This is a genomic window from Nonlabens sp. (assembly GCF_051251825.1).
Lineage (GTDB): Bacteria > Bacteroidota > Bacteroidia > Flavobacteriales > Flavobacteriaceae > Nonlabens.
In genome coordinates, this window is the sequence record NZ_JBPOGG010000004.1 from 136430 (window position 1) to 160421 (window position 23992).

20 protein-coding genes and 1 tRNA gene are annotated in these 23992 nt (G+C 35.4%); 9 read left to right on the forward strand and 12 right to left on the reverse strand.

The features are described 5' to 3' along the window. Positions 1-137: 137 nt before the first annotated feature. Positions 138-698 (forward strand): YqgE/AlgH family protein, encoded by a 561-nt coding sequence (locus ACSHWW_RS06980; RefSeq protein ID WP_435681715.1) that lies wholly within the window; start codon positions 138-140, stop codon positions 696-698. Here the strand turns inward: ACSHWW_RS06980 and ACSHWW_RS06985 are convergent. Then, positions 695-1531, reverse strand: a complete 837-nt coding sequence (locus ACSHWW_RS06985; protein WP_435681716.1) for an aminotransferase class IV — start codon at positions 1529-1531, stop codon at positions 695-697. The genes ACSHWW_RS06980 and ACSHWW_RS06985 overlap by 4 nt on opposite strands. A 51-nt stretch (positions 1532-1582) precedes the next feature. After that, the gene (locus ACSHWW_RS06990) at positions 1583-1972 is read right to left on the reverse strand and encodes an START-like domain-containing protein (RefSeq protein WP_435681717.1); all 390 of its coding nucleotides are present in this window, start codon (positions 1970-1972) and stop codon (positions 1583-1585) included. 142 nt (positions 1973-2114) lie between these two features. Between ACSHWW_RS06990 and ACSHWW_RS06995 the strand changes: the two genes are divergently transcribed. Continuing rightward, positions 2115-2188 (forward strand) — tRNA-Met (locus ACSHWW_RS06995). Between the two features lie 32 nt (positions 2189-2220). On the opposite strand, the gene ACSHWW_RS07000 is transcribed toward ACSHWW_RS06995, so the two are convergent. Beyond that, positions 2221-3234, reverse strand: coding sequence for a LacI family DNA-binding transcriptional regulator (locus ACSHWW_RS07000; protein ID WP_435681718.1), 1014 nt, complete (start codon positions 3232-3234; stop codon positions 2221-2223). A 220-nt stretch (positions 3235-3454) separates the two neighbouring features. Here ACSHWW_RS07000 and ACSHWW_RS07005 point away from each other — a divergent pair, with 220 nt between their 5' ends. Further along, a complete protein-coding gene (locus tag ACSHWW_RS07005) occupies positions 3455-8824 on the forward strand; it encodes a LamG-like jellyroll fold domain-containing protein (protein ID WP_435681719.1) in 5370 nt (1789 codons plus the stop codon). Positions 8825-8880: 56 nt separating this feature from the next. Here ACSHWW_RS07005 and hisS read toward each other — a convergent pair whose 3' ends face one another. Further along, entirely contained in the window at positions 8881-10251 is a 1371-nt protein-coding gene (gene hisS, locus ACSHWW_RS07010; protein WP_435681836.1) for a histidine--tRNA ligase, read from the reverse strand. Positions 10252-10377: 126 nt separating this feature from the next. On the opposite strand from hisS, the gene ACSHWW_RS07015 reads away from it, so the two are divergent. Next, complete coding sequence (locus tag ACSHWW_RS07015) at positions 10378-11619, forward strand: ABC transporter permease (protein WP_435681720.1); 1242 nt, start codon at positions 10378-10380, stop codon at positions 11617-11619. Next, complete coding sequence (locus ACSHWW_RS07020) at positions 11612-12142, forward strand: methylated-DNA--[protein]-cysteine S-methyltransferase (RefSeq protein ID WP_435681721.1); 531 nt, start codon at positions 11612-11614, stop codon at positions 12140-12142. The genes ACSHWW_RS07015 and ACSHWW_RS07020 overlap by 8 nt, the downstream gene beginning before the upstream one ends. Here the strand turns inward: ACSHWW_RS07020 and ACSHWW_RS07025 are convergent. From ACSHWW_RS07025 to rpsF, 4 genes are all read right to left on the reverse strand, one after another. Continuing rightward, the gene (locus ACSHWW_RS07025; RefSeq protein ID WP_435681722.1) at positions 12139-12633 is read right to left on the reverse strand and encodes a DUF6495 family protein; all 495 of its coding nucleotides are present in this window, start codon (positions 12631-12633) and stop codon (positions 12139-12141) included. The two genes, ACSHWW_RS07020 and ACSHWW_RS07025, sit on opposite strands and share 4 nt — an antisense overlap. Before the next feature lie 64 nt (positions 12634-12697). Then, on the reverse strand, positions 12698-13150 hold the full coding sequence (gene rplI, locus ACSHWW_RS07030; protein WP_435681723.1) for a 50S ribosomal protein L9: 453 nt from the start codon (positions 13148-13150) through the stop codon (positions 12698-12700). Positions 13151-13165: 15 nt separating this feature from the next. Then, positions 13166-13462: a 30S ribosomal protein S18 gene (gene rpsR / locus ACSHWW_RS07035; RefSeq protein WP_435681724.1), complete on the reverse strand. Its 297-nt coding sequence runs from the start codon at positions 13460-13462 to the stop codon at positions 13166-13168. A gap of 3 nt (positions 13463-13465) precedes the next feature. Then, entirely contained in the window at positions 13466-13810 is a 345-nt protein-coding gene (gene rpsF, locus ACSHWW_RS07040) for a 30S ribosomal protein S6 (protein WP_435681725.1), read from the reverse strand. Positions 13811-14014: 204 nt separating this feature from the next. On the opposite strand from rpsF, the gene ACSHWW_RS07045 reads away from it, so the two are divergent. Together ACSHWW_RS07045 and ACSHWW_RS07050 are read left to right on the forward strand one after the other, a co-directional pair. Beyond that, positions 14015-14719 (forward strand): LytR/AlgR family response regulator transcription factor, encoded by a 705-nt coding sequence (locus tag ACSHWW_RS07045; protein ID WP_435681726.1) that lies wholly within the window; start codon positions 14015-14017, stop codon positions 14717-14719. A gap of 175 nt (positions 14720-14894) precedes the next feature. Next, positions 14895-16226, forward strand: a complete 1332-nt coding sequence (locus ACSHWW_RS07050) for a hypothetical protein (RefSeq protein ID WP_435681727.1) — start codon at positions 14895-14897, stop codon at positions 16224-16226. 53 nt (positions 16227-16279) lie between these two features. Here ACSHWW_RS07050 and ACSHWW_RS07055 read toward each other — a convergent pair whose 3' ends face one another. From ACSHWW_RS07055 to ACSHWW_RS07070, 4 genes are read right to left on the reverse strand one after another with little or no spacing between them, the layout of a single operon-like run. Beyond that, on the reverse strand, positions 16280-17731 hold the full coding sequence (locus tag ACSHWW_RS07055) for an oligosaccharide flippase family protein (protein WP_435681728.1): 1452 nt from the start codon (positions 17729-17731) through the stop codon (positions 16280-16282). Further along, the gene (locus ACSHWW_RS07060) at positions 17722-19017 is read right to left on the reverse strand and encodes a glycosyltransferase (RefSeq protein ID WP_435681729.1); all 1296 of its coding nucleotides are present in this window, start codon (positions 19015-19017) and stop codon (positions 17722-17724) included. Before ACSHWW_RS07060 ends, ACSHWW_RS07055 begins: the two co-directional genes overlap by 10 nt. Continuing rightward, positions 19018-21486, reverse strand: a complete 2469-nt coding sequence (locus tag ACSHWW_RS07065; protein WP_435681730.1) for a YfhO family protein — start codon at positions 21484-21486, stop codon at positions 19018-19020. Positions 21487-21516: 30 nt separating this feature from the next. Continuing rightward, positions 21517-21783, reverse strand: a complete 267-nt coding sequence (locus ACSHWW_RS07070) for a DUF4834 family protein (protein WP_435681731.1) — start codon at positions 21781-21783, stop codon at positions 21517-21519. A gap of 97 nt (positions 21784-21880) precedes the next feature. On the opposite strand from ACSHWW_RS07070, the gene ACSHWW_RS07075 reads away from it, so the two are divergent. Further along, positions 21881-22840: a transporter gene (locus ACSHWW_RS07075; RefSeq protein ID WP_435681732.1), complete on the forward strand. Its 960-nt coding sequence runs from the start codon at positions 21881-21883 to the stop codon at positions 22838-22840. 9 nt (positions 22841-22849) lie between these two features. Then, on the forward strand, positions 22850-23968 hold the full coding sequence (locus ACSHWW_RS07080; RefSeq protein ID WP_435681733.1) for a GNAT family N-acetyltransferase: 1119 nt from the start codon (positions 22850-22852) through the stop codon (positions 23966-23968). Positions 23969-23992 lie beyond the last annotated feature (24 nt).

Sequence of the window (23992 nt, forward strand, 5' to 3'; positions counted from 1 at the left end):
GTATCAAACCCGATTCTGAAAAGAATCGGGTTTTTTGTTTTCTATAAGTTTCTACATAATATTAAAAGTAAATTTTAATTTCCTTTAATTCATTAATCCGAATTATTTCTTTAAGTTTAGAATTCAATAGAAATTTAATGTCACCAACTCTACTTAAAAAAGGAAATCTTCTAGTATCAAAACCTAATATCATAGGTGATGAATCATTTTCTAGGTCCATCATATTACTTACAGAATATAACGAAGATGGCGTGGTAGGCTTTATTCTTAACAAACAGCTAGATTATACATTGAACGACCTTATTCCTGGAGTGGAATTAGAAATACCAGTGTATCAAGGCGGTCCTGTAGAAATGGATAATCTATATTTTTTACATTCTATTCCAGATCTTATTCCCGATTCCCATTTAATCACCGATGATATATATTGGGGTGGAGATTTTACAAGTGTAAATGAACTTCTCAATAATAATTCAATTACCAGTGATCAAATTAAGTTTTTCTTAGGCTATTCAGGCTGGCATAAAAATCAACTCACTCAAGAGCTTGATGCTCAAACATGGGCCATTAAGGAAGGTACCTCTGCCCCATTTGTCTTTTCAGAGGATATCTCTGATTTATGGAAAAATGAAATGCTAGAATTAGGTGGTAGTTATGAATTGTGGTCTAATGCTCCTGAAAACCCTTCTTATAACTAAGAAAAGAATTTATCATTAAAAATCTCAAGCAATTCAGCAGCTAGTTCCTTATTAAACTCTTTTTTGCGGTACTTATCTATACTTTGAATACCTTTTACCACATTTGTAGTAAAGATCTCGTCAGCACGTTGTAATTCAAAAGGTGTGATGGTTTCTTCCACGATTTCATAATCCAGCATGCGTTTTAATTGCTGTATCACTTGTTCTCTCATAATACCATTAAGACAACCATCCAGTACTGGTGGTGTTTTAACTTTATTTCCAGAACGCACAAATACGTTTCCAGAAATACCTTCAGTCACCATTTTCTTTTCATTAAGTAGCAATAGGTCTTGGTAGTCATTATCCAGCGCATAACGACCAGCAAGTACATTTACTATCTTATTACTAGTTTTTAAAGTAGATAACAAACCAGATAATATATAGTGATCTTTAAAAAGTTCTACTTCTCTATAATCACTGGCTGCATATACTCCTTCAAGTGGTGTTGCTGTAATGCTGTAATGCACATCGTTGTTTTGCGGTGAATAGAATCCGCCTGTTTTGCGCCATACGGTAAATCTTATTCTGGAATGACCTTGATTCAATCCATTTTGAGAGATAAGATCTATGAGAGATTGTTCAATAAACTCTGGCGTGAAAGAATCTGGGATGTCCATTCTTAAAATACGCATTCCAGCCATGAGTCTAAAGTAGTGCGCTTCAAATAATAAAGGTCTTCCTTGAAAATATCTTATAGTTTCAAAAATTCCATCTCCATAATAAGTTCCTCTATTGTTATAAGCAATAGTTGCTTGCTCAGAAGAAAGAATAGTACCGTCAATATTAACCATAAAAAAGCCCTGTATTATTTCAGGGCTCAAAATTAAGTATAGAAATTAGGTTTAACTAGAACCTAGGACCTTTTTTAACTCACCGACTTGATTTTCCCAAAACATTTTTTGATCCTCCACTTCATCATCATCTTCTCCAAAGTCTGTGATTATTAAAGAAACATCTTTAGTAATCTCATCTACTTGAATATTCATTTCAAAAAACTTTTTAGTATCCTCATCATAATCCCACTGAAAACGAGCTCTTTCTCCACTTACTCGCTTTACTATTTTTGCTTTCTCCTCTGATCCGTCCCATATAAATCTAAAGTATTCACCTCTACTATTCACATTATCTGCAAACCATTCTGACATTCCAGAAGGAGTTGCGATGTACTGATATAGTAATGCTGGTGATACTTGAATAGGAAATTCAAGGTTAAATTTAATAGGATCTTGCATAGGAAAATTACTTTGACGGCAATATAGGAGATTAATTGTGAAAAGAAAATATCAAAATCAGAAAATATTTAAGAGAATTACATTTGGAATAAAACCACAAATAAGTATATATTTGCAGCCGCTTAAGCATTTTGCTTAAAATGGCGTGGTAGCTCAGCTGGTTAGAGCGCAGCATTCATAATGCTGAGGTCGGCGGATCGTGCCCGCCCCACGCTACAAAAAGTCTCTTAGATCTCTAAGGGACTTTTTTATTTTCTAGTTGTTCCTCTTTCTATTAAGGTAGTTTTGAGTGTATGTATCCTTGTAACTTGCACTTCATCCTTATTTTTAAGCAAATTTAATATTCGCGTAAAAGTCTTTTTTCCTAATTCTCTTGAATGTTGATCTACCACAGTAAGCTGCGGATAAGAATACTTTGCCATGTTACTGTTTGAATAACATATCACCTGTAATTGCTGTGGTACTTTTATTCCTAATTCATGCGCTTTATTTAGCGCCATAATTCCAGCTCGTTGATCAAGTGCAATTATAGAATGGATTTGGTCCTTTTTAAACGATTCCTCCATTTGAGATTGAAACGCAGCATCTTCTTCATGTGCGACTACATGAAGATGTACACCTTCCAGCTCATCCACACGATTCCTTATTCCTTGTTCTCTAAGTTGTCCTACACTTAATTTACTAATGGTAGATGCAATACATATATTCCTATCGCCTTTAGATCTTAAAAAATCTACAAGTCTAGAACCAGACGCGGCATCATCCACAATAATTTTATCACAATCTAAATCATCAATTACACGATCAAACATCACTAATTTTAAACCTGAGTTTAATATATCCTTATAGTGTTCAAACTTTCCTGACTCTTGTGTTTCCATCGCAGCTGCGGTAATAAAGCCATCAACAGCGCCATTTGAGAACATCTCCATATAATCTCTCTCTTTCTCTTGAGATTCATTTGATATACAGATTACAATTTTATAGTTGTGTTGAGAAGCCTCTTCTTCTATTCCCATTAATACCTGACCAAAAAAGTCATTTACAATATCTGGTAACACTACAGCAATCGTCCTGGTTTCTCTATTACGTAAAGAAGCAGCAGCTGTATTAGGTCTATAACCCATAAGTTTTGCCAGTTCAGCCACTCTTTTTTTAGTATCAGTACTTATTTCTGAACTGTCCTTAAGTGCTTTAGAAACTGTAGAAGTTGATAATTGTAATTTTTCCGCGAGGAGTTTTAATGTAGGCTTAGGTTGCATAATTCTATTTTGGGAATAGTAAAGATACTTTTTATGAATTTAATCTCTGCAATTTCGCTTTCGCGAAAGCATAATAAAAATTAAAATCTTGTAACAATAGTTAATTATATCGATAAAAAACACATTAATACTGCTGTTTGACGATTTTTAAGATGAAATACATATAATAACGTTGTAGTGGAGTAATTTCATACCACCCCAATTTAATATGTAGACGGTTATGAAAAATTTTACTTGCTCAAATTCAAAATTTAATTTTGTATTCTTTTTATTCTTTCTATACTCTTTTAGCTCCATCGCTCAAACGAGTCAGGTTACAGTATCTGTGAACTGGCCTTCATGGGCAGGAGAAAATTACTTAAGAGTTTATGACCCATCTGGAAACCCAATACTTAGTATCTGTGATCCCTCTAATTGTAGTGATGGTGCAAATAGTACTTATAGCACAACTGTAGATTTAGGTTGTTTACCTAATGACAACAACTATTCTGTTATTATGTATGATACTTGGGGTGATTCTTGGAATGGTTTCGGTTCAAATGTAACTATTGTTTCTGGTGGTAACACAGTACTTAATACATCACATTATGGTGGATTTAACAGTACTGCTAACTTCAATGTTTACGGTGGCGGCGGTGTTTGTACAGGTGGTGCACAGGAAATAGACATTTTTGGGAATGGTATTGCAATAAATGATAATGACACTACTCCAGCTTTAAATGATGGAACAGATTTAGGAACCATAGAAGGTGCGGGAACACTTTCTTCTACATTTACGATCACTAACTCTGGTAGTTACGATCTTAATTTAACGGGAAGTCCACGTGTAAGTATTACTGGTGTTAATGCTGGTGATTTTAGCATAGTAGCTCAACCTACAGCAGTTATAACAGGTGGGAACAGTCAGAGTTTTACTGTGAATTTTTCTAGAACTACGGTAGGAACTAGTAATGCAAGAATTAACATATCTAGTGATGATACAGATGAGGCTAATTATAATTTTGATATAACGGCGCAATCAGTAGCTTCCCTATATACTATGTATTATGAGAATTTTGATAATGGAGCTGGAGGATGGACCTCTTCAAATGATGGTAGTTTTAACTGGACACTAGGTACTACGTTTGAAAAAGGTGAAGGTAACTACTGGTACACAGATAGTTTTGATGACTTCCCAAAAAACAAAACAGCTAGACTTACTAGTCCATTAATTTCTACATTAGGTTATACAAACCTTAAATTCTATGTTGATTTTAGAACAAATACTAATGATCTAGATGACGGAATGCAAATTCAATACAGCGCAAATGGTGGTGTAACATGGAATGTCTTGGGTAGTATGGGATCTGGTGAAAACTGGTATAACGCTGACGATATTGATGGTATATCAAATAATGCTAACGGATGGGCTGGTGATAATTCAACTTTAGGTTCAAATCTAAGTCGTTTTGAAGAAGCTTCTCATGAGTTACCAGCTATATTAGAGAATAATCCATTAGTTAGGTTCAGAGTAAGATTTGATTCTGATAATGATAATGATGTTGATGATGGAGTATTAATAGATAACATAATCATAACTGGAACACCTCTTGTGCCATTAACTGCAACAGACGGACCAGCAGATGTAAATGATAATCTAACTTTATGGTTACGATCTCAAGACATCGCGCAAACTGATGGTAGTTTATTAACAACATGGAACGATCTAGCTATAGGCAATGATGCAGAAGAAATTGCAGCTAGTGCTCCTACTTATGCTAACAATGTATCTCAAAACATTAATTTCAATCCGACAGTAAACTTTGATCGTTCACTACAACAACATATGAGAGGAAAAGGCGGTTATAATTCTAATGACTATTGGGTTGTTGTTCGTAGTAGTATAGATATGACTAATTCTCTCGCTGGTGAAACAGTGCTTTTAGGAGCTAAGTGTGCACCTGTTAGTCCATCTAAAGATCCATCTGGTTTAGGATGGGGACCAGTGTCAGCAAGATTTGACAATGAGGTACTTGCTCATTGTGTAGGTACTGCTACATATACAGATAATACTAATGGCTATGGAAGAGCCTTTACTGACGGTTCAAAATCTTTTGACGATGTACATGTAATTAATGTAAAAAATAATCCTGCAAATAATTCAACTGAAATCTATCTTAATGGAAAGAGAATTGATAATACAGGTGCAAGAACTATAACAACTGATGTTATTAATGATTTTGGCGGTTTTACAAATAGACCTTTTTATATAGGAGCTGGTAGATATCAACTGAATGGACTTCCATATGAAACTCACTTAAATGGTCAAATAACTGAGATATTTAGCTATAGAGATCGATTGTCTGAAACTGTGCAACAGCGTATTTACTCTTATCTAGCCATTAAAAATGGGGTTTCTTTACAAAATCCTACTAGTACTATTGATGATCATAGAGCAGATTGGGATTACCTTGATAGTGATGATAATGTTATATGGGATTACAGTCTTCATACTAATTATAATTACGATGTTGCAGCTATAGGTAGAGATGATGATTCTGAATTAAATCAAAAACAATCTAAAAGTGAAAATTCAACTTCTGTTGTGGCTATAGGTTTAGATAGAGTTGAAGACTTAGGAACTGATAATACAAGTGCTTTTGAAAATGATAAAGACTTCCTTGTTTGGGGTCATAATGGACTAGACATGAATGCAAATTCAACAGTGCTTAATCATGATTTAGGAATAGCAAACGCTGTAATTACTAACTTGACTCGTGTGAATAGAGTTTGGGAGATTAGTGAGGTTACCGGTACAGATGTTCCAAAAACTGAATTAAGAATAGCAACAACAGATTTTGCTGGGCTACCTGCACTTACTCCAGATAGTGAATATGTGCTAATGATTGCAGATGATCCTAACTTTACTACAAATCTAGAAACATCATTTTTCAATGAAGACGGAAGCTACCAAAGAGCATCATATAACTTTGATGGAACTAAGTATTTCACAATCGGTATAACATATGTAACTAAAGAAACTCGTAGTGTTGTTTTTGATGGAATAGATGATCATATCGAGATTCCAGAATCTGAAGGGTTAGGATCAAACTTCACATGTTCTGTATGGATCTATAGCGATGGAGCAAACAACACAGCTTCAAATAAAACTATTGTTGCAAAAAGATCTGGAAACACTGGATTCCAAATGTACTTGAGACCTGACAATAGAGTAACCGTATGGTGGAATAATGGAACTACTCAAGAAATAACTTCAAACACAGCACTTAATGATAATGCATGGAGACATATAGCTGTAGCTTATGATGGTACTGAAGTATTTCTGTATATAGATGGAGTATTAGATAATTCTGAAAATAAGACTGCTCCTATAGCCGATTCTAATACATTAACGATAGGTGCACGATATGAAGCGGCAAATAATATCATTGAGCATTGGAAAGGTGAATTGGATGAAATTAGAATGTGGGAAATGGCGCTTACGGTAAACCAAATCAGGTTTATCATGAATCAAGAATTAGAGAATAATTCAGATTTAGTGAACGGTACTGTAATCCCTAATACAGTTACTAAAAATGAAATCGCGACAATAAACTGGGATAACTTGACGGCATATTATAGCATGAATAGTTTTATAGGGACTTCATTAAATGATGAGTCTGTGAATAAAGGTTATGGCCGTATGGCAAACGAGAATTTCTTTGAGCTAAAAAGTCAGACGGCACCACTACCTTACGTATCTACAACAAATGGCAACTGGGAAGACCAATCTTCATGGGAGAATGGAAATATGTTATTTACTCCAGGTAGTTTTAGAAATATTAATGGAAGCACGGTTAAAATAGACTGGAACATCGTGCGTAGTAATCATCAACTAGATATTTTAAATACAGACGTTACTTTATTAGGTCTTATGTCAGAGTCTAATCAAATAGATGTAGAAAACGATCATGGTCTAACTATTACTCACCATTTACAATTAGATGGTATTATAGATTTAAAAGGAGAATCTCAATTGATTCAAACTGCTGATAGTGACTTAGTAGCTACTAGTGCTGGTCACATTGAAAGAGATCAACAAGGAACTGCAGATAAGTATAATTACAATTATTGGTCTTCTCCTGTGAGTACGATTAATAATAGTTCTTTAAACACAGGTTTTAATCTTAATTCTGTATTTAAAGATGGAACTTATGCAGACACTCCACGTGATTTAAATTGGACTAATTCAAGTGTACGTGATGGTTCACCAGGAACAGCAAGTACAGCAGCAACTATTTCTGGAAGATGGTTATATAAATATGGTAACCAAGCAGGTGGACAATATTCAAACTGGCAATTTATCAACCAAAATTCAAACTTAAACACTGGTGAAGGTTGGACTATGAAAGGTACTGGTTTAGGTAACGTGAGTATGGAACAAAACTATGTTTTTGTAGGTAAGCCTAACAATGGTGATATCGATCTTACTATAAATAATGGTAATGATTACCTTGTTGGGAATCCATATCCTAGTGCACTTGACGCACATGAATTTATCAATGACAATCCTAATATCGACGGAACTATTTACTTCTGGGAACATTGGGGTGGAAATTCCCATCAATTGCAATTATATCAAGGTGGATATGCTATGTACAATCTATCTGGTGGATTAGGGAATGCAACTTTTGGTACCTCTCACCCATCAGTTAATCAAGGTGGAGTTGCTACTAAAGAACCGGGAAGATTCATTCCTGTTGCACAAGGATTCTTTGTTTCTGGAATATCAAACGGTACTGTAAAATTCCGTAATGATCAACGTCAGTTTGTAAAAGAATCATCAGGAAACAGCATTTTTGTTGCTGCTCCAGGAAGTAATGCAAACAATAATCCGTTCTCTGGTTATAATACACAAGGAGATACACGTCCTAAATTCCGTATAGGATTTGATTCACCTAACGTGATTCACAGGCAACTACTTTTAACAATCGATCCTAATGCTAGTACAGGATTTGACAGAGCATTTGATGGGTATCAATATGATTCTCAAGAGGATGATATGAGCTTTAAATTAGGAAGTGAAAAATTAAATATCCAAGGAATTAATCAAATAGATAATACGACTATTCTACCATTACACGTTAAACTAGGTATGATAGGATCTATTACTATTAAAATCGATGAGCTAGAAAATGTAGATCCTACACAAGGAATTTATTTAAAGGATGCGGTAACAAATACGTACCACGACTTAAGAAATGGTGATTTTGTAAGTGGTCAATTATGGGCTGGAAACTATCCAGATCGCTTCTTTATCGTATTTGATGACCCTACAACTTTAAGTAACGATAGTGTTTCGCTTAATGAAGACGATCTCATAGTTTATACACCACAGGGAATGAATACATTAAACATCAAGAAAGGTGTTGAACTGGATATAGAAACTGTAAGCTTGACTAACATGTTAGGTCAGGAAATTAAAACATGGGATGTAACAGAGCAAACTGGAATCATAAGTGTTCCTGTTGAACAAGTAGCAAGCGGTAATTACATCGTTACAATTGCAACCAGTTATGGTATCCAAACTAGGAAAGTAATTATAGAATAATCTATTATTAATTCAAATGAAAACGTCCTAACTATTAATTAGTTAGGACGTTTTATTTATTGCAATTTCTTGATAACTGCATCGGGTTTTAAGAGCTCCTGTTCACCAGTTTTCATGGTTTTGAGCAGTAATGCTCCAGCTGCCATCTCATCTTCTCCCAGTAAAATTACATAAGGGATTTGATTGCGATCCGCATATTTCATTTGTTTTTTAGTAGCGGCTGTATCGGGATAGAGTTCTGTTTTTATTCCGCTTTCGCGAAAGCGAAATACCAAATCCATAGCGTACTCAGATTCTTTCTCGCCAAAATTAACAAACAATACATCTACTCCAGCTCGTACAGAATCCGGAAATAAACCGAGTTCCTCGAGAACTAAATAAATACGATCGAGTCCAAAACTGATTCCTACTCCACTCACGTTTTTTAAACCAAACATGCTAGTAAGATCGTCGTAACGGCCACCACCACCTATGCTTCCCATTTTAACTCCTGCCGGCGCAGCGACTTCAAATATACAGCCCGTATAATAATTCAATCCACGAGCTAGCGTTATATCTAAATCTAGAACTGCAGACTTTAAGCCTAACTTCACAATAGAACTATTGATAAACTCAAGTTCTTCAATTCCCTTCTGCCCTATTTCTGAGTCTGCAAGAAGTGTTTTCATAACTTCAAGCTTCTCTCCAAAACTTCCTTCAAGACTAAATACCGGATTCAATTTCTCAATGGCAGTTTGAGAAATACCTTTTTGAATCATTTCTTCTTTTACCTTATCTGCTCCTATCTTATCTAGTTTATCTAGTGCTACGGTAAAATCGATTAATTGATCTTGTGCACCTATCATTTGAGCAATTCCAGCAAGTATCTTTCTATTATTAATTTTAATAGTGCAACCTGTTAGTTTCAAATCAGTAAACACCGTGTCATAGAGCTTTACCAACTCAACTTCTTGCAATAAAGAATCACTTCCTACTACATCTGCATCACACTGATAAAACTCTTGAAAACGACCATGCTGTGGACGATCTGCTCTCCATACTGGCTGAATTTGATATCTCTTAAAAGGAAAAGCTATGTCATTCTGGTGCTGTACCACATAGCGAGCAAACGGCACTGTTAAGTCATAACGTAAGGCACGTTTACTGATTTGTGGAGAAACTTTGAATTCGTTTTTTTGAACTAAGTCTTGGTCATTTACTTTAGAAAGGTATTGACCATTATTCAATATTTTAAAAATCAATCGATCACCTTCTTCACCATATTTACCTAATAAGGTATCACTATTTTCAAAACTAGGTGTTTCAATAGGCATGAATCCATAATGCTCAAAATGATGCTTTATAGTACTCATAATATATTGTCGTCGCTGTACTTCAACAGGACTGAAATCTCTAGTTCCTTTAGGTATAGAAGGTTTTTGTGCCATAACTTTAATTAAAGATGCAAATATAAACACATCATTAAGGCTATGCTTCATAATTAAATTTTAAAGTCATATGAATTATTTGTTTAGAACTTGTAACATTGTGATAAATTGATAGTCTAACACAGCATGGCAGGATTACTACGTCAAAACATAAGCATAGCACAACAAAGCATTAAAGGGCAATTGCTTAGAACCGCACTTACGGTTTTAATCATCGCTATAGGTATTACAGCGCTAGTAGGAATACTAAGTTCAGTAAGAGCACTAGAAAGCACTATAGGTGGTGGACTCTCAGGAATAGGAGCAAATACTTTTAGCATGCAACGTTACCCATTTACTATGCAAGGTCGTGGAGGTGGCGAGCGCACTAAGGTAAATCCTATAATAAGTTATCGAGAAGTAAAAGAGTTTGAAGAGCAATGGGATTTTCCATTTTCTCAAGTCGGTGTTTCTTTTCAATCTACTTCACAAGCAGAAGTAAAAAGTGAAGATCGCAAAACAAAGCCTAAAGTAATTATCGCTGGTGTAAATGCAAATTACATTGAAAATGCCGGCCTTAATATGGGTGAAGGAAGAGGCTTCTCTACTTTTGATATAAAGAATAATGCGCGAGTATGTATTATAGGTAGCGATATGGAAGATGAATTATTCCAAGGTTTAAACCCTATCGGTCAAACACTTAGTATAAGAGGTAATAAATTTACCGTCATAGGACTATTAGAAGAGAAAGGATCTACATTTGGTAACAATATTGACTTACGTGTATTGATTCCTATAGACGTTGCACGTAGTATTTACACCAGTCCTAACATTAACTATGACTTGAGTGTTAAGGTCCAAAACGATCAAATGATGAATGGTGCTAAGGATCGCGCCATTGTACTATTCCGTAATATAAGAGGTCTTGCACCGGTTGAAGAAAATAACTTTGGAGTCATACAAAGTGATCAGCTTTTAGGCGCTGCAAACGAGATTAAAGTCGCACTCTACGCAGCCGGAATTATCATAAGTATCATAACCATTTTTGGTAGTTCTATAGCACTTATGAATATCATGCTCGTCTCAGTAACAGAACGTACTAGAGAAATAGGTGTACGTAAAGCACTGGGCGCAAAACGTTCTACTATTTCTTGGCAATTCTTTATAGAAACCATGTTGATCAGTCAGTATGGAAGTATATTGGGTATTTTGTTGGGAATATTGATAGGTTATTTTGTTTCAAATTTCCTTGAAGTGCCGTTTACTATGCCATGGACACCTGTTATTTGGGCAACAATTATTTCTATAATCATCGCAATCTTCTCAGGAGTTATACCTGCTATAAAAGCGGCTCGATTAGATCCTATCGAGGCGTTACGCTATGAGTAACATAGATATTACTTATTATAAATCACCCGTTGGTGAATTGATAATCGGTGTTTTCAAGGATCAATTATGTATTCTAGATTGGAGATATCGCAAACAACGCAGTGCTGTGGATAGTCGCATTGAAAAAACTCTAGAAGCTACCATTATTGAGCACAAGCATCCTTTACAAGAAATCTTATGCACACAGCTGGAGGAATATTTTAAGGGACAAAGATGTGAATTTGACATTCCTATTTTGCTCGCTGGAACTGATTTTCAAAAACAAGTATGGAATCAATTAATGAAAATTCCATATGGAGAAACGATTACTTATTTAACGCTTTCGCGAAAGCTAGATAACGAAAAAGCCATAAGAGCAGTGGCTAGTGCAAATGGTGCAAACGCTCTATCAATTATAATCCCATGCCATCGGGTAATTGCTTCAAATGGTGATCTCACAGGATACGCTGGTGGATTACCTGCAAAGAAAAAGCTCCTTCAAATTGAAGGAGCTTTAAATAATGAACAGTTAGAGTTATTTTAAAACCCATTTTTTTCTTTTCCTAATTCCATGAGATCATCAAAGTAATTGAAAAGATCTCCTTTAGTAATTACGGCGCCTTGTTCAATAAGTTTGAATTTGTCAGCATTAGGATCATCGCTATATTTTTTAAGAGCTGTAAAAAGTTTCACCTCATCATCCATTAGGTTATTTTGTAGCCAAGCATATCCATCTTTAGTGGTGATGTCGATGAGTTCATCTCCTACCATCACTGATATTAATGCAATCTCTTTTTCTCGCAAATGAAATAAATTCATAGTTTGTGGAGAGATATGTTCAAGATATTCGGCCGTAGTAAGTACACCTTCCCAAACGAGATCTGAGAATACATCAAGTTCATCTTCTGCAACTTTGGGTTTGTTTATTTTAATGTCTTCCCATTCTGCAGCAGTAATGGTTTGTGTAGCTAGGAAGTTTATAAATTCTGGATGAAGTTCTTCCAGTTGTTCTTTAGATAATCTTCTATACTTCATAATATGATGTAAAAAAGCCGCTCCAGTGAAGGAACGGCTTAGTTAATGTTCTAATTTGTTGTAATTAGTTCTTTGCAGCTACTACATCAAAATTGAAAGCAGTTGTTACTTCTCTGTGGAAACGTAACGTTGCTTCATATTGACCTAAACGCTTGATGTTTCCACCAGCTACAGTAATAAATTTCTTCTCTAATTCAACTCCTTGCTTAGCAAGTGCATCTGCAAGATCTTGAGTTGTAATAGATCCAAAAAGTTTGTCTCCGTCACCAGTTTTGGCAGCGATTTTAACTTCAAGACCATTCAATTTATCAGCCTGCTCTTGAGCAAGTTTTACATTGTTTGCTTCTTTGTGAGCACGTTGCTTGATAGTTTCTGCAAGTTGTTTCTTAGCACCTGTGGTAGCCATGATAGCCATACCGTTAGGGATTAAGAAATTACGACCATATCCAGGCTTAACAGTTACTACATCGTCAGTAAAACCTAAATGTTCTACATCTTTCTTTAATATAAGTTCCATATCGTTAGTCTGGTTTTATTTTAATAAATCACCTACGTAAGGCATAATTGCGATGTGACGTCCACGCTTAACAGCGACAGCCACTTTACGTTGATACTTTAATGATGTACCTGTAAGACGACGTGGTAACAATTTACCTTGCTCGTTTACAAATCCCATTAAGAAATCAGGATCTTTATAGTCTATGTATTTAATACCACTACGCTTAAAACGGCAGTATTTCTTTCTCTGTTGAGTTTCAATTTTTAAAGGAGATAAGTAACGGATGTCACCATCTTTTTTTCCTTTAGCTTGTTGTTGTAAAGTTGCCATGTGTTACGCTTTTGCTTTGTTAGACATTTTGACTCTTCTCTTCTCTGCCCACTCGATAGCATATTTATCAAGTTTTACAGTAAGGTAACGCATTACACGCTCATCACGACGGAATTCTACTTCAAAGTCGTTGATCACCTCTCCTGGTGCTTCAAATTGAAAAAGTGAGTAAAAACCACTCTTTTTGTTTTCGATTGTGTAAGCTAATTTTTTCAAGCCCCAATCTTCTTTGGCTACCATTTTTGCACCACGACTAGTAAGGAAATCTTCAAACTTCTTTACTGCTTCCTTTACCTGATCATCAGATAAAACGGGATTCAAAATGAAAACAGTTTCGTATTGATTCATAATATATTGTTTAAAACGGATGCAAAAATAATCCTTTTCTTTAGTTCTCACAACCCTTTTGAGCCTTATGAATAAAATATTTCAACAAACTCAAATCCTGTGAGAATTCGACGAAAAACAAATTAATTACGTTTAAAGAACAGATTTATTTGCATTACATCAGATATTGTGCTAACATTGTCAAGTAAACACAACACTTAAACGATGAACAATACTGTTTTAAACTGTTATGTAGTAGATGACTCAAGCATACAACGTCTTGCTATAGTTAAGCTTATCGAGAATCACCCTAACCTTAAACTGGTTGGTGAATTTAGTAATGCGATTGAGACTAAGGCTGCTATTAAGGACCAAAACGTGGATTTAATTTTCTTAGATATAGAAATGCCTATCCTTACTGGTTTTGATTTACTAGACGATATTACCGAGAAACCAGGTGTTATTTTTGTAACTGGACAAACTAAATATGCTTTTAAAGCATTTGACTATGCTGCAATTGATTATTTACAAAAACCTATTAAGAAAGATCGATTCCTTTACTCAGTTGAGCGTGCTCTACTAGCTCACAAGTTACGAACAGAGATGATTGAGGATCGTGGTGACTTTATATTTGTAAAGAGTAACCTTAAAAAACGTAAAGTTTATTTAAAAGAATTAAAATATATTCAAGCTTTAGGTGATTATGTGAAATTAATTACTGAAGACGATAGTCTAGTTGTTCTCTCTACTATGAAAAGCTTTGAACAAGAATTACCTGCAATTGACTTTTTAAGAATTCATAAATCATACATTGTTAATTTACGTAAGATTGAGAAGTTTAATTCCAAAGCCGTTGAACTAGGTACTGAAGTTCTTCCTTTAAGTAGAAATCGTAAAACAGAATTAGTAGAAGCTTTATCGCAATTCTAATTTCATAACATTTATATTCATATAATTAAAAGACTGCTAGAAATAGCGGTCTTTTTTATATTGTTGATTTTCAAACTATTAACCTCTTCTCGCAAACGTTTGCGTAGTTTGGCACGCTGATTGTAATTACTTAATCGAGTAAGACATTTAAGTCCTACTCATAATACCAGTAATTATGAAAAAGCTATCTACCCTACTTATAGTTTTCCTGATAGGAATCGGGATGAGCTATGCAAACACCACCGAGGACAATCGATATAGAGGCTATACTAATAGTTTTATATTCAACGAAGGCGGAATTGAATTTGCAATTTTCCCTGATGGACAATTTGACTTTAATTATTTAAATGATGGACCACAGTTCGGTACAACAATTAATACACGTAATATAAGTGTAACATTTAATACAGGTTACAACTATGACGCATATGTACAGTATGATTCATATGGAGCTGTAATCCAAATTGAAAACACTCCTATATATTATGACGGCTACGGTCGCATTATTCAAGCTGGTGATGTATTTATCAACTATCGCAATGGTTATGTAAATCGTGTAGGAAACTTAAATGTTTACTATAACAGACCTGGAATAATCTTAAGAACATCTGGATATATTAATAGATTCAATAGAACTTACATATATCAACCATGGCATGGATATTATGGTGTGCCACTAGTAAGTAACTGTATCGTGTGGAATAATCCTTACAGAGTATATTACAATCCTTATAGATATGACTGGAGTTATCACCGTGTTAACTGGAATAGACCTAACTATTATAATGGATGTTATGCTCAAGCAAACGTGAGACGTACATTTTATAGACCTAATGATAGAGTAAACTACCGCAGTTTTGAAAGAGGTCGTAGAGGTTCAAACGGTCGTGCAATTGCAACACGTGAAGCAAACAGAGATCGTGAAGCAATAACAAGAGGTCGCAGAACTATAACTAGAAGCGATAGCGGATTAGCTAGTAATGGACGTAGATCTGAATCTGTTAACTCTACAAATCGTAGAAGCAACACAACAGTAGGTTCTCGTAATTCTAATCGCATATCAGATAGTTCAACAAGAACTTCAAGATCATCTAGAGCGACTAATTCAAATGAATATGCTACAAGTCGTAGAACTTCAAATAGTTCTCCTGCGATTTCAAGTCGTACAAATAGAAGATCAAGTACTGCAACGATTCCTAACTCTAGAAGCTCTAGAACAACGACTCCAGCTATAAGCAACACAAGAACTAGCAGACGATCTAGTGCCAATGTTGATAGCACATCTAGAACAACTAGAAGATCTACTCCAGCAGTGAGTAATTCTAGAACAAGTAGAAGATCAACTGGTAATGTTTCCAGTTCTTCTAGAAACTCTAGAACTAGTACAGCAACATCTAGAGGTAGCTCTTCAAGAAGTACTTCAAGAGCAACGACACCTAGTACGAGTAGAAAAAAATCGACAAGTACTAAACGTACTTCTTCAAGAAGAAGTTCAGGAAGAAGTTAAAATAGAAAATTGAAATAGCCCTAAAAAGCCGATTCTTAATTGAATCGGCTTTTTTATGGAATATACTTTTTAAGTAACTCATTGATTTCTTGAGATAATTTAAGCTTTCTCACTATCAAGATATATGAACCACATAGCAAAATACTTTTAAGAGCAATGTTCACCACTGGATGGCAATTAAAATCCCAGAAGTAAAAAACAGCAATAAATACCAATATCAAGACTATCGATTGAGTCGTTTGAGCTGTCCATGGATGTATTTTTAATTGATGATATACATAAAACGCTTTCGCGAAAGCGTACATCACATAAGCCACACAGGTAGAAATAGCGGCACCCATCAAACCATATATAGGAATCAACCACATGTTCAAAAGGACTGCAACAATAGCGAGCAATAATCCTAACCACAAAGTCACTCGATATAAATCTGAATTATAAAGAATGGCATTATTGCTTCCCAGTAAACTTTCTGCATATTTTACAATCGCAATAAGAATTACCACTGGAATTCCTACGCGGTATTCTGGACGCATAAGTTCATAGAACTCGTTAACATTACATATGATAATAATAACTAAGAACCCAGCTATAATACTCAAGTTCAATGAACTGCGTTTATACAAATTCTCTACAGCATTCATTTCTCCTCTATTAAAATGTCCTGCAGTTAAAGGATGCATAATTTGAGCCATGCCACGTGCAGGAACCGCAATAACAGTTGCGATAAATACAGCAACATTATACCATGAAATGTTATCTATAATAAGATAATCATTAATCATGAATTTATCTAGATCGAGCAATGCTGTACCTACTGAACCAGCAACAATCATTAAAACTGAATAATTTATTAAGTCACGACTAGCCTTAATTTTTCCTAATTGCCATTGCGGCATGTAGGTTTTAAAAGCGACCATTTTCATTATAAAAACACGTAATCCATAAATCAATACAAGACTGTAAATAAACTGAATTTGAGTGATGTAATCAAGCGCGACAAGCACGAGCATAACCGTTGCTCCTGCTCGATAAAACACTTCTTTCAGGAAATTTCCACCTATGGTTTTCATATGAACTTTAGTCCATGCATAAAATATTTCAAAATAGGCTTGAAACACTGCTATAATCGCAATAGGCCAGACAAAGTCACTCGTAATTTGATTCTTGCTAGCAATAAATAATCTTATAGGATCATAAAAGACATAGATTAAAATGAAAGCAGGAATGATAATAAGTAATGGCCAAAGCAGCATTTGTGTTAAAAAGGCGTCACGTTCATTTTTATCCTCATATTTAGAATAAAATTTCACCAGCGTATTATTAATCCCAAATGACATTAATGGAAAAAGTAAAAACGCAGTCGATAATACATAACCCCACAACCCATAGTATTCATCGTCTAGATAAGTCGTGGCGAGCAGTAAAACGTTGAGCGCACCTAAGATGAATCCGCCAGCGGTTATTGCAAGATTCCAGCCCGACTGTTTGATGACTATTCCCATGCGTATTCTATGGTTTTAGCAAGAGTTTCTGTTAGGAAAGATCGTTTGTAACGAGCAATACTATTATGTGTATTTCCTTCATTATTACCGTTTTTATAAAGCTCGTATTTCTCAAGAATGTGATTCTTAAGCGCTTGTTTATCTTGATAATTAAAGTAATTACCAGAATGTGTGTGCTGGAGCATGTTCTCAACATCTGCATCTTTAGGACCTATGGCGATAATAGGTCTGCGACTGGCAAAATATTCAAAAATCTTTCCTGGAATAATAGCTTTAGTATCTTCACTATCAATCTCTATGAGCAATAAACACTGTGAATCATACATCATCTCAACAGCTTGTTGATGAGATACATATCCTAATAATTTTAAGTTTTCTTCAAGTCCATAAGGCTTTATGGATTCGATAATTTCATCACTCACATTACCAGCAAATTGAAGTTGTAGATGGGCTTGAAAGCTTGCATCACTATAACATAAATCTGCAAGTGCTTCCCATAATAACTTAGGATTACGATCAGATAATAAAGTGCCTACATGCGATATTGTAAACGCACCTTTAGGCTGTCTAGTCGTTGCAGCTTCTTGAATATCATAGCCGTTTGTAATGACCTGGAGTGGTGTTTTAGTTTTGGAAGCAAACTCTCTTCCTGTATGAGGACTGGTTACCATTAGTAAATCTGCTGTATCGAGAACCTCTTGCTCCATGCGCTCGTGCTTTTTTTGAGCGCTTGCTCCTATTTTAAGATGTTTATGATAACCTATAGTGGTCCATGGATCTCTAAAATCTGCAAGCCATTTAAAACCCGTGTATTTTTTCTTTAATTCCAGACCTATTAAATGTACAGAATGCGGCGGACCAGTAGTGATTACCGTAGGCGATTTATGTTCAAGTAAATATGGATGAACCGCCTTTAAAACTCTGGACTTCCATCCTACTCGTGCATCTGGTATAAATAAATTACCGCGCATCCATATCATGGCACGTTGTAATGGACCTGCATTTTTAGGTAATATTCCCTTTTGGAGATTTTTAGTTCGCTTTCGCGAAAGCGAACTCGCCCAGCGACTAGGCTCATTAATAGGAACCTTGATGACCTTAATATGCTTAGGGATTTCTGCCACCAGAGATTCATCGATTACTGGATAATCAGGATTCTCAGGCACGACGATGGTAACGTCATAGCCATGTTGTGGTAAATAAGTTGTAAACTTTAACCAGCGTTGCACGCCTGGTCCACCTGCTGGTGGCCAGTAATAAGCGATGATAAGAACTGGTTTTTTCATTTAAGATTTTTTCTTAAACGTATAAATCGCTCCACCTATGATTATTAGGAATAATAAGATATTACTTCCCAACATAATACTACTTCCAGTTTTTACAACCTGAGGTTCAAAACTCATCACTATTTCGTGAGATCCTGCTGGAACTTTTATTCCTCGTAATGTATAGTTCACTCTTGCGATAGGCGTTTCTTGACCATCAATAGTCGCTTTCCAGCCATGCGGATAGTACATTTCACTAAACACCGCAAGCGCTTCTTGAGAATTTGAACTTCTATAAACTAACCTTTGAGGATCGTAATCTACTAACTGTATGCTTGCTGTAGAATCTGTATGGGTTTTTGTCAGGTTAAGCAAATCTTTTTGGCTTTTTTGAATAATGGCAACAGCATCACCATTAAGTTTAGAAAGTCCTTGAATTTCTTCATTGTCATTTTCCACTACTTCGAGGCTATTTACAAACCACGCATTTCCTAATTGGTCTGCAGTTTTAAGTGCGACGTATCCTGTTTCTCCTACATCAATGACATAGCGTACATTAAACATCTTAAGAATCTCTGCGTTCTTTTCTCCTACTGGAGCTACTCCATTATTATCAAATAAATAGAATTCTGAAATTTCTTGAATACGTCTAGGTTTTGCACCGTGATATCCACCTATAGAATTATGGAAATAAGGAGCTCTACCAGAATTGAATGGATTGAGAAGTAAATCATAAACTCTATAATGTTCACCATTTTGAGCATCTTTCATTGCGATATCATCGGCTGGCGTTTTGCGGTGAGCATTTTCATACTCACTAGCTTTTACATAATCCTCGCTATTCACATAGTTCAAATCAAAACTTACTAAGTCAAATAAAATGACAACTCCAGCAATAATTAATACTAGATTTTCTGATAATTTCTTTTTCAATAACAAGAATAAAGCTCCAGCTATGATTCCAACTATTAATAAAGAACGTAACGTGTCTGCTCGCATGACTTCAAAACGATCATCTCTTAACGCATCTACAAAGCCAAGTCCTAGTTGATCACTTTCCAGGTAATACTGATCCATAGGACTTGCAAAATCAAATAACTGACCACCAAAAGCCGCAAGAATGACTAATAAACCACCTAAGGTGATTCCTGCGGACTTAAGCGCTTTGGCTTTAGTTTCTTGAGAATTTCTTTCATTAAAGAATTGCCATAATCCTACTACGGCAAGAATAGGCACACACAGTTCTATCAATACCTGAATAGATGTTACCGCACGGAACTTATTATACAGCGGCACTACTTCTATAAAGAAACGCGTAATCCAATCTGCATTTTTACCATAAGACAGTAATAATGCAAGAACAATTACTCCAGTAGTCCACCATCTTAATCTTCCTTTAATGAGAAATAAACCAAGTATAGCTAGAAAAACTACTCCTATCCCTAAATATGGTGGAGCCTCTACGATGATTTGATCACCCCAATAAAGCGGAACACTTTCATTTACAAAACCTACAACTTCACGTTTAGGCAATCCTTGGTCTGTTAAATATTTGACCGCATTAGAATCTTCGTCTGGACGAGCACTACTTCCACCACCGGCAAATCTTGGTATCAGCAAATTCAAACTTTCACTAAGTCCATAGCTATACTGAGTGATGTAATCGTAGTCGAGACCTGTTTGAGGAACTACTTTTTCGCCTTGAGCGTTAATAGAAAGAGCTGATTTACCACGAGTACTTTCTTTAGAATACTCACTGGTAGCCATCAGGTTTCCAGCGTTTGTACCTAATGCAAGTAATACCGCAGCCACCATGATTCCTATAGATTTAAAGTAATGAGGCAACATTTTCTTGCGTGCTGCGTCCACCAAATATGCGATTCCTAAAATCACTACCGCAAGCAATAAATAATAAGTCATTTGAGGATGATTTGCCTGCAGTTCTAAAGCCATTGCGATGGCAGTGACTATGAAACCGAACAAATATCGTTTTTGAAAAACGAGAATTATTCCACTGAGAACGAGCGGGAAATAAGAAATCGCATGCGCTTTGGCATTATGGCCTACTCCTAAAATAATAATGAGATACGTCGAGAATCCAAAAGCGAGCGCGCCTAGAAGTCCTATTTTCCAGTTGACTCGCATAACAAGCATGAGAATGTAAAAGGAAATGAAATATAGAAAAAGATAGTCTGCTGGACGTGGTAAAAACCTTAATGCTCGATCAAGTCCATCGATAAAATCATATGGATAACGTGCGCCCAGTTGATAGGTAGGCATTCCTCCAAAGACAGCATCAGTCCAGTAGAGTTCTTCACCTGTTGCAGCTCTGTGTTCTATGAGTTGTCTAGCGTTTCCTTTATATTGAACAATATCGTTTTGATATAGTTTTTTACCGCTTAGTACTGGATTAAAGTAAGCTAATGCCGCGATAATAAAAACAGCTATAACAGCTAAATGTGGTAGAAATTTCTTGAAATTAAAAGTCATGTAGTAAGCTCAATCGATGAAAGTTGAAAATTAATCAATTTCCTCAAAGTCTATGTACTCGCCTACGACTTTCTTTTCGGTAGGTTTATTAACTTTTTTTGAGCTCTGTGAAGAAGATTGTCCTGGCTGATTAAAATCGCTCATATTCATACCGCTGCGTTTTTCAAAGCTACGTGCCATGCGCTGCATAGCCTTCTTCCCTAGCCATGCCATAATGCTCTTTCCAAAATGTTTAAATATTAAACGAAATGATACATAGAAGACTAAAACAATAAATATGACCTGTAAAAGTTTCAATAGAAGTAATTTTTAGGTAAAATTAAAAAGTCATTTTATTAATACTCTTTAATATATCTTAAATTTGAAGCTTAAGGAATAATTTATGACAGCATTTATGCGTAAAATAACTTTTGTCACATTATGCTTGCTCAGCATTATGGCGACAGCACAATATACTGAAACGATTAACACTAATAATCCTGGTCTTTCTCAAGGAGCATTTGCCGTAGGAAATGGTGTGGCTCAAGTTGAAGGTAATGTCTTCTATCGTGCTGAACAGCATGACTTACAGCGTTATGAACGAGATTACACTGGATTAAGCATGCAATTGCGATATGGTGCGTTTATGGAACGACTCGAGTTCTCTTACATAGGTACATTTGCGAGCGTGAATCAAATGGATAATCGAGGTTTTGGTAATGTAGAAACTAGTTTTTCAAATTTTTCAAGAAGTACGCTAGGTGTTAAGTATTTAGTTTTTGATCCTTTAAAGTTTTGGGGAGAAAAGAAAGTGAATATAATGAGTTGGAAAGCAAACCATAAATTGAACTGGAAAGATCTTGTTCCTGCAGTTTCCATTTATGCTGGAGCAAATATTAATTTATCTGATCCTAATTCACTGACGCCACCCAATGATCCTGCATTTTCTCCACGATTTGAATTAATTACTCAAAATAACTGGGGACGATGGGTATTTGTAACCAATTTTATAGTCGATCGTATCACAACTGATTATCCATCTTATGAATGGATTGCTACTATGACACATAGTATCAACCGTAAATGGGCTGTTTTTGGAGAATATCAAGGTTTTAAATCAGACTTTTATAGTGATGACCTAGGTCGTGGTGGACTTGCTTATCTTGTTTCAAAAGATTGGCAAGTTGATGCAAGTGCTACCTTTAATTTTAAGGACACTCCTACGGTTCTACAGTTTAACGTAGGAATGTCTTATCGATTTGATTTCCATAAAGAAGATGAAAGAATAAGCCAGAAGAAGAACCTTAAAGGAACTGGTGATGATAGCGGCAAAAAGGCCAAAAAAGATAAAAAGAAAAAGAAAATCGATTTCTAAGAATCACCTATGATTGAAATCAAACAGATTACAGCAACTGCTGATATAAAGAAGTTTGTAAAATTCCAACAAGAACTTTACAAAGGGAACAACTATTACGTTCCACCTATAATTAAGGATGAGATGTCCAACTTTGATCCTGAAAAGAATCAAGTATTTAAAAACGCAGACTGCTGGTTATTTCTAGCTTATCGAGATGGAAAAATTGTAGGTAGGATTGCAGCAATCATTAATTATGTAGAGATTGAAGAGCAGCAGAAATCTAAGATGCGTTTTGGATGGCTGGACATGATTGATGATATAGAAGTTACTAAAGCTCTACTTGCAGAGGTTCACAAAATAGGTAAAGAAAAAAAATTGGAATATGTTGAAGGTCCCGTTGGATTTTCAAACATGGATAAAGCCGGTTTATTAACAAAAGGTTACGATGAATTAGGAACAATGATTACCTGGTACAACGCTCCTTATTATAAAGAACATCTAGAGCAACTAGGTTATGAAAAAGCAGCAGAATGGGTAGAATTTAAGTTTCAACCACCTAATCCTATTCCTGAAAAAATCAACAAGTTTGCAGACATTATAGGAAGACGTTACAAACTTAAAACGCTGCAGTTTACTTCGACTAAAGAGATTCTACCTTATGTGGATGATATGTTTGATTTATTGAATAAAACATATAGTAGCCTAGTAACGTTTGTGCCTATTCAACAATATCAAATCGATTTATATAAAGAGAAGTATTTACCATTTATTAATCCAGATTTCATAGAACTTGTGGTAGATGAAGAAGGTAAGCTCGTAGGATTTGCTATTACCATGCCTTCATTCTCCCGAGCTTTGCAAAAAGCAAATGGTAAACTTTTTCCATTTGGTTTTATCCATCTCTTAAGAGCCAAAAAGAAAAATAATAGAGCTGCATTTTATCTCATAGGAATCGATCCAGAATATCAAGGTAAAGGTGTTACCGCTCTTATGTTTAGGAACATTACACAAAACTTCATGGATTATGGCATCACCTTTTGTGAGACAAATCCAGAATTAGAAGATAATCTCGCTGTACAAGCATCATGGAAAAACTATGACCCTATACTTCATAAAAGAAGACGTACTTATAGGAAAGACGTTTAATTCAGTAGGCAATTGGCAGGTTAA

What these genes read in the sequence shown, in the direction of transcription:
- ACSHWW_RS06980 (WP_435681715.1), top strand. Translation starts at nt 138, where the DNA reads ATGTCACCAACTCTACTTAAAAAAGGAAATCTTCTAGTATCAAAACCT.
- ACSHWW_RS06985 (WP_435681716.1), bottom strand. Translation starts at nt 1,531, where the DNA reads ATGGTTAATATTGACGGTACTATTCTTTCTTCTGAGCAAGCAACTATT.
- ACSHWW_RS06990 (WP_435681717.1), bottom strand. Translation starts at nt 1,972, where the DNA reads ATGCAAGATCCTATTAAATTTAACCTTGAATTTCCTATTCAAGTATCA.
- ACSHWW_RS07000 (WP_435681718.1), bottom strand. Translation starts at nt 3,234, where the DNA reads ATGCAACCTAAGCCTACATTAAAACTCCTCGCGGAAAAATTACAATTA.
- ACSHWW_RS07005 (WP_435681719.1), top strand. Translation starts at nt 3,455, where the DNA reads ATGAAAAATTTTACTTGCTCAAATTCAAAATTTAATTTTGTATTCTTT.
- hisS (WP_435681836.1), bottom strand. Translation starts at nt 10,251, where the DNA reads ATGGCACAAAAACCTTCTATACCTAAAGGAACTAGAGATTTCAGTCCT.
- ACSHWW_RS07015 (WP_435681720.1), top strand. Translation starts at nt 10,378, where the DNA reads ATGGCAGGATTACTACGTCAAAACATAAGCATAGCACAACAAAGCATT.
- ACSHWW_RS07020 (WP_435681721.1), top strand. Translation starts at nt 11,612, where the DNA reads ATGAGTAACATAGATATTACTTATTATAAATCACCCGTTGGTGAATTG.
- ACSHWW_RS07025 (WP_435681722.1), bottom strand. Translation starts at nt 12,633, where the DNA reads ATGAAGTATAGAAGATTATCTAAAGAACAACTGGAAGAACTTCATCCA.
- rplI (WP_435681723.1), bottom strand. Translation starts at nt 13,150, where the DNA reads ATGGAACTTATATTAAAGAAAGATGTAGAACATTTAGGTTTTACTGAC.
- rpsR (WP_435681724.1), bottom strand. Translation starts at nt 13,462, where the DNA reads ATGGCAACTTTACAACAACAAGCTAAAGGAAAAAAAGATGGTGACATC.
- rpsF (WP_435681725.1), bottom strand. Translation starts at nt 13,810, where the DNA reads ATGAATCAATACGAAACTGTTTTCATTTTGAATCCCGTTTTATCTGAT.
- ACSHWW_RS07045 (WP_435681726.1), top strand. Translation starts at nt 14,015, where the DNA reads ATGAACAATACTGTTTTAAACTGTTATGTAGTAGATGACTCAAGCATA.
- ACSHWW_RS07050 (WP_435681727.1), top strand. Translation starts at nt 14,895, where the DNA reads ATGAAAAAGCTATCTACCCTACTTATAGTTTTCCTGATAGGAATCGGG.
- ACSHWW_RS07055 (WP_435681728.1), bottom strand. Translation starts at nt 17,731, where the DNA reads ATGGGAATAGTCATCAAACAGTCGGGCTGGAATCTTGCAATAACCGCT.
- ACSHWW_RS07060 (WP_435681729.1), bottom strand. Translation starts at nt 19,017, where the DNA reads ATGAAAAAACCAGTTCTTATCATCGCTTATTACTGGCCACCAGCAGGT.
- ACSHWW_RS07065 (WP_435681730.1), bottom strand. Translation starts at nt 21,486, where the DNA reads ATGACTTTTAATTTCAAGAAATTTCTACCACATTTAGCTGTTATAGCT.
- ACSHWW_RS07075 (WP_435681732.1), top strand. Translation starts at nt 21,881, where the DNA reads ATGCGTAAAATAACTTTTGTCACATTATGCTTGCTCAGCATTATGGCG.
- ACSHWW_RS07080 (WP_435681733.1), top strand. Translation starts at nt 22,850, where the DNA reads ATGATTGAAATCAAACAGATTACAGCAACTGCTGATATAAAGAAGTTT.